Source organism: Methylocystis sp. NC52PC (genome assembly GCF_055698645.1).
Map to the genome: position 1 here is coordinate 141334 of NZ_CP170127.1, position 12187 is coordinate 153520.

Annotated in this window: 9 protein-coding genes and 1 pseudogene; 5 read left to right on the forward strand and 5 right to left on the reverse strand. The window is 58.0% G+C overall.

Features of this window, described 5'->3' with window-relative positions:
• Positions 1-26 precede the first annotated feature (26 nt).
• The 5 genes from ACETII_RS02375 to ACETII_RS02395 all read right to left on the reverse strand — a co-directional run bounded on the left by ACETII_RS02375 (position 27) and on the right by ACETII_RS02395 (position 7212).
• Entirely contained in the window at positions 27-2597 is a 2571-nt protein-coding gene (locus tag ACETII_RS02375; RefSeq protein WP_472786959.1) for a TonB-dependent receptor, read from the reverse strand.
• Positions 2594-3115, reverse strand: coding sequence for a hypothetical protein (locus tag ACETII_RS02380; protein WP_472786960.1), 522 nt, complete (start codon positions 3113-3115; stop codon positions 2594-2596). The genes ACETII_RS02375 and ACETII_RS02380 overlap by 4 nt, the downstream gene beginning before the upstream one ends.
• A 362-nt stretch (positions 3116-3477) precedes the next feature.
• Positions 3478-3813 (reverse strand): hypothetical protein, encoded by a 336-nt coding sequence (locus tag ACETII_RS02385; RefSeq protein ID WP_472786961.1) that lies wholly within the window; start codon positions 3811-3813, stop codon positions 3478-3480.
• A 1117-nt stretch (positions 3814-4930) separates the two neighbouring features.
• Complete coding sequence (locus ACETII_RS02390) at positions 4931-6442, reverse strand: ABC transporter permease/substrate-binding protein (protein ID WP_472786962.1); 1512 nt, start codon at positions 6440-6442, stop codon at positions 4931-4933.
• Positions 6439-7212, reverse strand: coding sequence for an ATP-binding cassette domain-containing protein (locus tag ACETII_RS02395; protein ID WP_472786963.1), 774 nt, complete (start codon positions 7210-7212; stop codon positions 6439-6441). Before ACETII_RS02395 ends, ACETII_RS02390 begins: the two co-directional genes overlap by 4 nt.
• Positions 7213-7455: 243 nt before the next feature.
• Between ACETII_RS02395 and ACETII_RS02400 the strand changes: the two genes are divergently transcribed.
• The 5 genes and pseudogenes from ACETII_RS02400 (at position 7456) to ACETII_RS02420 (ending at position 11818) form a co-directional block, all read left to right on the forward strand.
• Positions 7456-7725, forward strand: a complete 270-nt coding sequence (locus ACETII_RS02400) for a hypothetical protein (protein ID WP_472786964.1) — start codon at positions 7456-7458, stop codon at positions 7723-7725.
• Positions 7726-8184: 459 nt separating this feature from the next.
• The gene (locus ACETII_RS02405; protein WP_472786965.1) at positions 8185-8856 is read left to right on the forward strand and encodes a L,D-transpeptidase; all 672 of its coding nucleotides are present in this window, start codon (positions 8185-8187) and stop codon (positions 8854-8856) included.
• Positions 8857-9095: 239 nt separating this feature from the next.
• A pseudogene (locus ACETII_RS02410) lies at positions 9096-10506 on the forward strand (mannose-1-phosphate guanylyltransferase/mannose-6-phosphate isomerase).
• 62 nt (positions 10507-10568) lie between these two features.
• Positions 10569-11516, forward strand: coding sequence for a GDP-L-fucose synthase (fcl, locus tag ACETII_RS02415; protein ID WP_472786966.1), 948 nt, complete (start codon positions 10569-10571; stop codon positions 11514-11516).
• A gap of 128 nt (positions 11517-11644) precedes the next feature.
• Positions 11645-11818 (forward strand): GDP-mannose 4,6-dehydratase, encoded by a 174-nt coding sequence (locus ACETII_RS02420; protein ID WP_472788207.1) that lies wholly within the window; start codon positions 11645-11647, stop codon positions 11816-11818.
• The last annotated feature ends 369 nt before the right edge of the window (positions 11819-12187 follow it).

Genomic DNA, 12187 nt, shown 5'->3' on the forward strand with positions numbered 1-12187 from the left:
GGCGACCAACTTGCCCGCAACTTTCTCTAGGGCGCGGTCCGGGTCAAAGCGCTATTGCCGCCAATCTGGTGGCTCAGGGCGAGATAGAATGTGCGCTGGGGCATCGGATTGACGATGAAGTATTTGTAGTTTCCGATATTGTCGATGCCGAAATCCAGAGCGGTCGACTGATCGAGCTTCAGTCGCGCCTTGACGTCAGCGACGAAAAAACCATCCAACGACTGGTATACATTATGAACAAAGTCGTTATTGGAGAAAGTCGTCGACATGTTGCTCTGGTAGCGCGCGCCGAACGTGAATGACCATTGGTCGTCCGGGCGGTAGGTAGCGACCAGGTTTGCTTTCCATTCGGGAACATAGGGAAGATTTTTTCCGGCGACCGAATAACACCAGAAATCCATGTTGCCAGGGTTGCGCAACAATTCGGAGAGCGACCGCGGCCACGCCACGCTCGGAGACCAGTCGGGAAACGAGATCACTCTCGATTTCACCCAGGTCGCACTCGCGGCAAGCTCGAGACCTTCCAGAAAAAAGTTATCTTTATTGATGGCAAGCTCGACGCCACTGTTGCGAACGCGCTCGACGTTCTTCACTGTGAGGCTCAATTGAGACGTTCCGGCCAGAGGGGCTGTCTGCGCGATCATGGCGTCGCGAACCTCTTCGTCGAAGAAGGAGGCGCGAATGGTTCCTCCTCCCTGGCGATCATGCTTGAAAACGATTTCTTTGGTGAGGGCCACTTCGGGCCGCAAGGTCGGATTGGGAATGACGTCAAAACCGGACGTGACGGCGCTGTTCAGGCCATATAACTCCCGCGGCGTAGGGAAGCGATTGGCGACGCCGATGTTTCCGGCAATTGACCAGTCCTGGGCCAACGCGCGTTCGAATGAGGCTTTGGGCGAAAGTCTCGCATAGCTTGTGACTGGTTGATAGGACGGCGCCAGTCGCTGGAGACTCAGATTTGCCGGAAGACCCGTGCTCGTCAGATTGCCGATCGTCTGCGTCAATCCGTCGGAGCCCTTCCAGGTCTCCGCGCGCAACCCAAGGGTCAGTTTGGTTTCGGGGTTAATCGACCAGGCGTCCTGAAACCACAGCGCTTGTGTCCTGGTCGTGCCGCTGCTCCGCGTCGCTGTTACGCCGTAGGACGAGAACATGCCCGCAGGCCAATTCGTGGTCAGATAAACCGGGTTGCTGAAATGCACCTGGTCGCCATGGAGGCCAAAACTCAGATTATGATCTTTCAGCGCGTCGATGGAGGGGCGTAAAATGCCCTTCAGGTCGAGAAGCGACCAATAGGTCCCGCCAAACCGCAAGTCCTTTCCATTGGACGTATAGCCCCCGTAGGGATACGCCGCTGAGAAGGGGCTGATCTGGTCGAACTGAAGCACCGAAAAATTGGATCCCGATAATTCGAAGTCGAAAAGGCCGCCACTGTTCGACTTTATGGCGGCGGAATTCGTCAACAACTTCTCCTGCGTGCGGAAATAGCCGCTGCCGAAAGTCAGAAAAGCGACCGGTCCGAGGCCTGGCGGGCTCGGCAAAGGGCTCGGGCCAAAATAGGGGACATGCCCAAGCGTCAGGTAATTCTCGGGCCGGGATGTTCCATCGTTCGACCAAAGTCCGACTGAGTAGGTTGCGCGAACGTCACGCGAGAGATCGTACGAGGCCTTGAATCGGCCCGAAAGCTGATTGCCGTCGAGCCCTCCCGCGCTCCCGAGGACCTGTGCAGGCAAACCAAACCTGTTCAAGGCGAAGAACGCTCCCGGATACGGGTATGTGTTCGTGGGCTGCGCGACCACCATGATCTGGGGGGGCTGGGCGCCCCCCAGCCAGTTGCCCGAGAGGGACCAGGCAAAATCGTTGACCCTGTCTCCAATGAAGAAATTGGTGGCGTTTGTCGTGAATGCCCGTGAAGTGCCGTAAAGTGAAAAATCCTGCACGCTCGTGGTGTTACGCACCGAAATTTCGAGCTTTTCCGGCGTTCGGGTGGTGATGAGAAGAACGCCGCCCATCGAATTTCCGGGATACTGGGCAGAGTAAGGACCGTATAGAAAGTCGATCCGCTCGATCTCCTCTGGCGACACAACTCCCCAGCGGGGCGCGCCGGTGAGCGTTTCGTTCGACATCAGATTGCTGATCAGGAGATCATCCACATACACCAGGCTGCGCGCGGGCGAATTGAAACTCCAGGTTCTGGTCTGGAGCGGAGCCTGCGTATCGCCGTTGAAGCGTTTGCGGACCGCGAGGCTCGGCATGTATTTCAGCGCATCTTCCGTATCGACGACGTTTACCTGTCGGTCGATCTGAGCTCGTGTGACGCTCGAAACGGAGTTCGGGATCTGGAATTTTTCTATGGCGGGAGGCCGCTCGCCCGTGCCTGACGGTTGAACAGGCGGAGGCTGTGCAATGGGCTTCGCCTGGGCCGCGGCGGCTGGCTTCTGTGGCGGGCCGCCTGGGACTCTCCGCAGGCTCGGGTTGCCCGCCGGTCCCCGCCTGATCTCGATGGTAGGCAGGGACTGCAGGGATTGGGCAGGCGATAGAATGCTCCCCCAGATGACCCAAATGGCCGGGATGCGCAGGAGGAGCGTTTTTGACTTCATGGCGGGCTGACGTGAGAATGCGTTGCATCACCTTCGTTTGTCGACATGAATAGTGCAACCAAGGCGAGAATTTGTTGCAAGATGCCCCGCCCCTGTAACCGGGAGTCGCCGGATGTCTCCGGCTTGGATGCAACTTTCCCCAAATTTGCGGCCTCTGACAGGACGCAGCCGTCTCGGAAGGCGCCGCAATCGGCAACCATGCGATATCGCCACTCATTGAGGGCGATTATGGCGTATTCCATGCACACAACTGGGATCGTGAAAAGGGCATTACAAGGTTCACTTACCCAAGAGCTCGCCTGATTTTTATGAACAAATTCAACTTGAAGCGGATCCTCTTCAAAAGGCCTTTCCAAAATATCGCGGCCATCCGCGTCAAGGAGCAGCTGGGCATTCGCTGCATCGGCGAAGAGAACATCGGCTTCGGCATTATTCGCGACGGCACGCGAGCCAAGGTCTTTGAAGCGACGAGACAAGAGGTAGAGAGATTGATTCGACGCCCTGAAAAACGGATTCATTTGCTTTCATTTACTTTTTTCGCAGAGGCCGGTACCGTGGCTTTTCGGAAATTGGACGCCAACCTATGATAGTGGCGGTCACCGTTTCGTCGGTGTCGAAATTGCGCCATTCTTCATCAAAGCGGCAGCATGCGTAAGGGATTACATACGTTCCATTCTTGTCTTGGCACAAAGCTTCAACGGGAACCTCCTCGTCAGGGAATCGGTCTGCGATGAATTGAGACACACGCTCTTTCAATTTCTTCATGAGCTCGACCTAACTGCAGTAACAAAATGAATTCGATATAAACACCGGCGCAATCTAAGGGCCGGAAGCGCCGGCTTTCGTCATTGCTCAGTTCTCGGGATGACTTGAGCCATCCTTACGAAATCCACTCATCCACGCGGGCCAGTGCCTTGATGACGTAGTTACCGCCTGGAACGCCTGCGAGGAATTCCCGAGTTTTTTGTGGTTCCTTGCCAGATACAATTAAGAGGACGGCGATCAAGAACAGCGCCAAAGCGATGAGCTTGAAAAACGCCCCGATCAGTATCGAAGCCGCAATCGCTAGTCCGAATTTTGTTCTGGCTTCCGCGGTATCTCGATCCATCGCATTGCTCCGAAAGTTCGTGATCGCTCTGAACGGCACGACCCGATCTTCAGCTAAACCTTGGACCTGTGCTTGGGCCGCTCCCTTTGTGCTGTTGTCCTGCACCACACCCTGATAGCTTGCCCAAACCCAAGCTTTCGATAACTCCGCTATATGGCAAGTCCTCTGCAGTGGAAACGCACATCAACGCGAATCAATTTACTGGGGGATGGTCAGATCATGGATGGAATTAGGCAATCAACAACCCGGTCGCCACAGTGGGGCCTAAATTACCCGTAAGAATTTCAACAAGGAAAAGATCGGACGAAAATTGATAAGCTAGGCATTTCCCGGAAGCACCGAGTGACTAAGATTTCTGCCGCCTTGATATTTTTGGTCCTCCTGGGTGTCCCCTTTGCTTATGGCGACGAACTCACTGGCCCCAGGGGAACACAACTCGCGCCGCTCCCGACCTGGACCGGGTTTTACGTGGGTCTGAACGCGGGAGGTCTTTGGAGTAACGGCAACGCCCCCGCAACTGTGGATTGGTCCCGACTGGCGCCGGGGAATTTCCCTTACTCAACCGCTTTTGCATCGGTTCCTCAAGCGGGATTTGCTTGGACAAAGAAGCCTGGTTTCGTCGGTGGAGGCCAGGTGGGCTATAATTGGCAGGTCACGGATCGGATTGTTGTTGGCGTCGAAACTGATTTTCAAGGGGTCACTGGCGGCAATACAGAGTGGTTATCACGCTCCTCATCGCACTAAGGACCGAGCGCCAATGGATCTGTTCGTGGACGTGCCGGTTACCTTGCTGCGCCCGGCCTCGTGATGCTAAGGGCTTGGCTATGGTCAACCCCACTACCCCCGAGGGTAACCCCGCCGCCTTTCGCCCACCCACGCGGCTTGTAGCCCGATTACGGGCCTATTCGGCGCCTCGCCATGGGCAATATTAAGAAGACCGCTAGGAGCGCTCCTTGCGATGTAAGCATCCGGTGAGAGGGCGAGAGCGGCAACGTCCGCTTTGAGCGGTTCTGGGTCGAAGTCTTCAGGATCGAACGCGCTTCCGAGCCACTCGCAGATTTCGGCGTGGCGCTCATGCGCTTTGTCGCCGGTTGGCTCCGACATTTCCGCCTAGCTCCAAGGCCCACCAACATCTTCGGGCGGACAGCGTCCGCTCGCCTCGATCAGCCGACGGCAGGTCTGAACCTGGCGAACATGCTATCCCTAACGCGAAGCAAGTCCAGGATCAGACCGGTGGCTTGAGACGCAACCCGCGGGGAGTTAAATAACGCTCGGCGAGGTCGAACAGCCCCTGCACGAGAAGTGCGAGCAGCGCCGCTGGCACGGCGCCTTCGAGGATCAGACCAAAATTATCCAGTCGCACGCCGGTAAAAATCGGCTGGCCGTAGCCTCCGGCTCCAATTAAGGCGCCAAGCGTCGCAGCGCCAACATTGATCACTGCGGCCGTTTTCATGCCGGCTAGAATTGCTGGCGAAGCCATCGGAAGCTCGATGAGCGTTAGGCGCCGGCGAGGCGTCAGGCCGAGCGCGATTGCGGAAATGCGGATGGAAGGGGGGATGTCCTGCAACGCCGTCGCTGTGTTCCGGATGATCGGTAACAGACTGTAAAGAAATAGCGCGGCGATGGCGGGCCCCGGGCCAATGCCTAGTATTGGGATCATGAACACTAAAAGCGCAAGCGAAGGGATTGTCTGAACAATGCTCGCCGCCGCCAGGATCGCTCGACCGAGGACTGGACGCCTCGCGGCGATGACGCCTAGCGGCAAGGCGACGAGAATCGCCGCGCCAAGCGAGATGGTGGTAAGCTTTAGATGTTCGATGGTGCGACGAACAAGTCGTCTTGTTAAACCTTCTAAAGGTTGCGTATCGATCAATGAGAAATTTGCGGCCAAGAATTGAGCCGCCACCTCGCTTTCTGAGCGTCGGTCGACCTTCGCGGCGCGATTCATGCCGATCATTAACTGTTGGTCGATGCGACCCTCGAGCCGAAGCATAGCCGAGAGCGCCCTTGGCGCGCGCTGGCGGAGGTCGGCCCGATAGAGAAGGATGGCCGTACTCTCCTGAAAAATGTGCAAATCGTCGTCAAGGGTTCGAACGCCGTAGTACTCTACTTCGGGATCGGTCCGGTATACGTCCATTACGTCGATTGCACCCTCGGCCAGTCCTTTGTAAGCAATGTCGTGGTCCAATCCGCGGACGTCCGCGGCGCTCAGGCCGTAAGTCGCCTGGACAGCAGGCCAACCGTCTGCCCGACTGAGGAATTCATCGCTCAGCCCGAAACGCAGCGACGCATGACGGGCAAGATCTGAGATCTTGGAGATTCTCAATAGCTCCGCTCGGCCCGCCGCCATGCCCAGACCGTAGGCGTTGCTAAAGCCGAGCGAGCGGCTGATGAGGAGCCCACGCTTGGCAAGCGCCTGGCCAAGCGACGCCTGATCGCGGACGCCTTCACGCGCGAACATCTCGCCCATGAGCGTTCCGGTGTATTCTGGGTAGACGTCGATCTCGCCCGCCAGCAAGGCCCCCCACAACAGCCTTGTTCCACCGAGTTCTTGACGATGGATTACGGTTGCGCCGATCGAGCCCGCGAGTTTTGAGGCTATGTCGGCAAGGATCACCGACTCGGTAAATTTCTTGGAGCCGATGCGAATTTCTTCTTCGGCGCGACTCGCGTCAAGCGAACCCGGTATCGCAGCGAGACAAAGGAGAAGCAGGAATTTCCTTCCGCGTCGTTTCACGCGCGCGGCCCTCTAGAGTTGCGGGCCTGCCTATTGAACATCGAAAGGCGCGGCAGTTGCGCATGAATAAACCGGCTGACGAAGGGCTCTATCGGATGCTCGACCAGGTCGTGGAATTGCCCCTGCTGAGCGATCCGCCCTTGATGCACGAGTATGATTGTCTCCCCGAAGAACGCCGCCTCGCCAAGGTCGTGCGTGACGAGCACGACAGTCTTTGCCAGATTCTGAAAGATGGTCTTGAGTTGGTCCTGCAGGTCGGCTCGGATCATAGGATCAAGCGCGCCGAGGGGCTCATCCATTAGAAGGATATCAGGGTCGAGCATCAGCGCCCGCATGAGGGAAACACGTTGGCGCTGCCCCCCCGATAACTCCAAGGGGTAACGGTTAAGAACGGACGATGGGATTTTCGTGAGGGTGGACAACATCTCCAACCGCTCACGGCGCTTTTCCGCCGGCCAGCTGGCCTCCTTCGCCATGAGCTCGACATTCTGGCGGGCAGTGAGATGAGGGAACAGTCCGCCATCCTGGATGACGTAGCCCATACGCCGCCGCAGTCGGAGCGCCGACCGAGGCGTGAGCGGACAGGCGTCGATCGTGATCGCCCCGCGGTCGGGCCATTCCAGCCCTGTCATCAACGCCAGCAGCGTGGATTTTCCCGATCCAGAGGGCCCGATTAACACTGTTGTCTCGCTGCGTCTTATAGCCAGGCTAACGTCGTCAATGACCCGGAGCTCCCCATAAGATTTGCTGACTTTCTCCAGTCGAATCATTTTTGCCGCCGCTTGTATGGCTCGCTTCTGATCATCTAGAGCGAGTGCAATCACGACAAGACCGCCGAGAGCGGTCCCGCGTGAGAGGCGCATATGCCCGTCGCCTCCTCGGAGTTTGGGAGCGAATGGCGCAGTCCTTCGATGACATCGCCTCGGCCACGGCCGTCGGCCAAGCTCGAAGTCGCTGAGGTCATGCGAATCTGCTAGCCTTGTGATGATGCGGCGCGAGCAGGAGAGAAACACGTGGCGACTCCCCCTAACGACCGCATCGAAATTGTGTTCATGGCTGACCAAGCCGATCCGCTACGCCTCTGGGTGCAGTCTACCGCGCAGCTGGCGAGGAGGCTCGAATACCGCACAGAGAAGTCCAGACAAGTTTTGGGGGGTTTGGCGATTTGCTTCGCGCTGGCGGCGTACCTGTTTCCGGCCGCGACCGTCATGCTGATCCTACTGAGCCTGATCGTTATTTTCCCGATGCGGCTTGTAGGAATGGCAGGCTTCTCCCGCGAGTAGAAAGCGGTTCCTCAGTCGCTCGAGCCCGGCTATGTGAGACCGTGCCATGCGTGCGGTCGCGCTTAACTGTGCGGCTCGCGCTGGTATTTGCCAGCGCGGCGGCCGCGTTTCGGCTAATGCGGCGACATAAAGTTATCGCTTCTGAGATTGGACTTATGAATCTACTGCGCGCGCTCCTATTCTGGCGCGCCCGCTCGATACTGCCTTTGACGCGAGCTTCGCAGTCTGCTGTTTTCATGACAAGCGCGCGATGACAATAAGACGCATTCAGATGTGGATCGCTCTTGTGCCGGCTTCAGAAGAGGCCTCTAACCATCTCACCCGGCGCATTCGCCAAGAAAGCTGGCGGGAGATTGCGCTGGTCTCTCTTCTTAGGCCGCTCGTATAAGCGACCTCGTCAAATGATTGTTAACCGGGATCGCCGAGCCTTTGGCTAGGTTCCATCGTTGAGACGTAAAAATGATCACCCGCCGCAAGTTCTGCTCGGGCACCCTCGTTACGGGCGCCGGGGCGCTCACAGGCTGCACGGGCGCCCCCTCCAGCCGTCCTCTTGACGTCACGCTGGCGCGCCCTGACTACAAGGCGATCTATAATGAATATCCGGGAGAGCGATTTGCAATCCGAGGGTTTGATTACCGGAAAGCCAACCCGGTCTTTCTTCGCCAAACCGTCGCCTTTAACGGTCCTGAGCGCCCAGGCACGGTCGTTGTCGATACCGCGACCCGACACCTCTATTTCGTGGAAGAGATCGGCAAAGCGACGCGTTATGGCGTTGGAGTGGGTCGCGACGGGTTCGCCTGGTCTGGCGACGCCCGCATAAACATGAAGCGCGACTGGCCTGACTGGATCCCGCCGTCGGAAATGGTCAGTCGAACGCCAGAAATTGTCGCTGAATTGCAGCCTACCCCCCGCGGCCTCGGGGTTCCAGGGGGCCCACGCAGTCCCCTTGGCGCCCGGGCCATGTATCTTTTTGGCGAAGGCCGCGATCTCGGCTACCGGATTCACGGCACCACCGAGCCCGAAACCATTGGAACGAACGTTTCGTCGGGGTGCATTCGCATGATCAACCAAGACATCGCCCATCTTTATGCGCGCGTCGCCATCGGAACGCCGGTCATTGTCCTCGCATGATGATTTGCTACGATTCATAACGCCCATGAAGACTCGGTAACTTGCGTTATCGCGCTTCCCTTTAGGTATGCGCCGCAACCGGATGGGAAAGATCACAAGCCGGAACCCCCTCCTTTTTCGCAAGCAACGTACGCTTGTATCCAGGCGATCGAGATGGCGCCCCGCCGAGCGGGCGCGCGCCGGCGGAATATGCGGCCAATTTGACCGCAATTGGCGATCGGCTGCGCGAGCCGGTCATCATGTGCGGCGGTTCGGGCACGCGGGTGTGGCCCGAGTCGCGCGAGACCCTGCCCAAGCAGTTCATCCCGCTCGTCGGCGAGCGCTCCACCTTCCAGACCACCATCGCCATGCTGGCGGATCCGGCCTTCGAGACGCCGATCGTCATCTCCAATAAGGACTATCGCTTCCTCATCGCCGACCAGCTGCGCCAGATCGGCGCCGAGGCCGACATCGTCCTCGAACCCTCGCGCCGCGACTCCGGCCCGGCCGTCGCCGTGGCCGCCGGCCTCGCCGCGCGCCGCGCGCCCGAGACGGTCGTCGTCGTGCTCGCCGCCGACCATGTCGTGCGCGACCGCGCCGGCCTCGCCGAATTGTGCAAGAAGGCCGGAGAGGCCGCCGCCGAGGGCTTTATCGTCACGCTCGGCGTCAAGCCGGACCACCCGGCCACGGGCTACGGCTATCTGCAGCCCGGCGCGCCGATCCATCCGGGCGGGGAAGTGCTCAAGCTCGACGCCTTCGTCGAAAAGCCGGACCGAGACGGCGCAGCGCTACATCGACGCCGGCTATTACTGGAACAGCGGCAATTTCATTTTCCGCGCCGATGTAATGCAGGCCGAGATCGCGCGTTTCGAGCCCGCCATCGCCGAAGCCGCCGAGGCGGCGATCGACGGCGCGAGCAAGGATCTCGGCGCCTGCGTGCTCAACGCCGAGGCCTTCGCCCGCGCGCCGAAAAAGTCCATTGACTACACGGTGATGGAGAAGACCGACAAAGCGGCGCTGATCCCCGCCGACATCGGCTGGTCGGACGTCGGCACCTGGCGCGCGGTCTGGGAATTGTCCGAGCGCGACGAATTCGGCAATTCGGTGCGCGGCCAGGGCGTCGTGATGGACGCCTCGAACGTCCATGTCCGCTCCGAGGACACTCTGACCACCGTCGTCGGCGTCAATGACGTCATCGTGGTGACGACGCAGGACGCCGTGCTCGTGCTCAACCACGAACATGGCGACCGGGTGAAGCAGCTCGTGGACCAGCTCAAGACGCAGAACCGCCGCGAAGCCGGCGAGCACAAGCGCATCTTCCGGCCCTGGGGCTATTATCAGGCGATCGACGAGGGCCAGCGCTATCAGGTCAAGCGCATCGTCGTGAAGCCGGGCGAGCGGCTGTCCCTGCAAAAGCATTTCCACCGCGCCGAACACTGGATCGTCGTGCGCGGCACCGCCGAGGTCGGCCGCGACGAGGAGCTGCATCTGGTGCACGAAAACGAGTCGATCTATCTGCCGATCGGCTGCAAACACCGGCTCACCAACCCGGGCAAGATCGATCTCGAGCTCATCGAGGTGCAGACGGGCTCCTATCTCGGCAAGGACGATATTGTACGCTTTGGCTACGTACGTGGTCAGCTGCAAGAGGCAGAGACTTCTCACCCTTGACGAGCCGTAGTTGGTTCGGGACAATAGAGAACTAAAAGCAATTCTTTTTGAGGGGAACTGTAATGAGCAAAAAGCGCGTTTGGGTGGCCGGTCATAAGGGCATGGTTGGCTCCGCTCTTGTGCGCCAATTGAAGGGACGCGGAGACGACGTTCTTGAGGTCGATCGATCCATTGTTGACCTCCGCAACCAACTTGCTGTCGAGGTTTGGCTCAAGCAGAACAAGCCTGACGCGATATTATTTGCCGCTGCAAAAGTCGGTGGGATCTCTGCGAATGATAGTTTTCCGGCGGATTTCATCTACGATAACCTTGCCATTGAAACCAATATTATCCATTCAGCGCATCAAGCAGGAATAGATCGCCTCGTGTTCTTGGGGTCTTCATGCATTTATCCGAAATTTGCACCTCAGCCTATAAAGGAAGAATCGCTTTTGACTGGCCCGCTCGAGCCAACCAACGAGTGGTATGCGGTCGCAAAGATCGCGGGAATCAAACTCTGCCAAGCTTATAGAAAACAATATGGACGGCGTTACATATCCGTTATGCCGTGCAACCTCTATGGGCCAAATGATAATTTCGACCTCAATACAAGCCACGTTCTGCCTGCGCTCATACGGAAGTTCCATGAAGCGAGAATCGAGGGAACCGGGGAAGTAGTTGTCTGGGGGACAGGAAAGCCGCTGCGAGAATTTCTCCACGTAGATGATCTAGCGCGAGGCGTTCTCTTTTGTTTGGATAAGTTCGATGAATATGAACACATAAACTGCGGCGCCGGTTCGGAGATTTCGATCGGAGAACTTGCGAAATTGGTTGCTGTGAGCGTGGGTTACGAAGGACATATTGTGTTTGATACAACTAAACCTGATGGCACGCCCCGCAAACTGATGGATTCTAGTCGGATCCGAGAACTAGGCTGGAAACCGGAGATCAGCCTCGAACAGGGGATCGCGCGAACATATGCATGGTTTCTGTCAAATTGGGTAGCGCATGCTGGAGTTAAGGCTGCATAGAAGCGCCACTTCTTTTTTCTTCTAACCAATTCGATGGATTTGCGGCGGTTGCGGCTCACGCATGCCTACCCTCTCGCATTGCTTATCTCGTTTGGCATTGAGGAGATGAATTGACCAAGCGCGCGCTTGTGACTGGCGTTACCGGGCAGGATGGCGCCTATCTTTCGCAATTTTTGCTCGAAAAGGGCTATGAAGTCCGCCTCGCGCTTGCCCGTGCTCGTCGAGCCGAAATACAGCGCCTCGACCTTCTTGAGCCGCTCTCGAAGCTGGTCCTCGATCATCATCGGCGTCGCTCCTCATGAGGCACAACGCCATCCCCCTGATCCCAGGTCAACTGTAAAGGTAACGACATCCACAGCCAATCGGCGTGTCCCGGTCGCACCGTGTGTGGACGTATATGGACCCCGCCCGATTGCAACGGCTTTGACAGTTCCGACTTTCGGTCACAACTGCTGACGTATATCCGGCTTCATGATGCGGCCGAAAAAGTTCTTGCCGCGAGCCTCGATGGATTTTCGCGCGCTTCCACCTCAATGCCCCCAAGGCATTGGCTCTCGCCATGCCGGTCCACACATCAGGTTCGGGAAGCGACGGAGTGACCGTTTCGCCATCACTGCCAATCGTTGCAATTGCTGGTGGGAATCTCCTTGGTTGTCTGTTTCCCGGATGCT

What these genes read in the sequence shown, in the direction of transcription:
- ACETII_RS02375 (WP_472786959.1), bottom strand. Translation starts at nt 2,597, where the DNA reads ATGAAGTCAAAAACGCTCCTCCTGCGCATCCCGGCCATTTGGGTCATC.
- ACETII_RS02380 (WP_472786960.1), bottom strand. Translation starts at nt 3,115, where the DNA reads ATGAATCCGTTTTTCAGGGCGTCGAATCAATCTCTCTACCTCTTGTCT.
- ACETII_RS02395 (WP_472786963.1), bottom strand. Translation starts at nt 7,212, where the DNA reads ATGATTCGACTGGAGAAAGTCAGCAAATCTTATGGGGAGCTCCGGGTC.
- ACETII_RS02405 (WP_472786965.1), top strand. Translation starts at nt 8,185, where the DNA reads ATGATCACCCGCCGCAAGTTCTGCTCGGGCACCCTCGTTACGGGCGCC.
- fcl (WP_472786966.1), top strand. Translation starts at nt 10,569, where the DNA reads ATGAGCAAAAAGCGCGTTTGGGTGGCCGGTCATAAGGGCATGGTTGGC.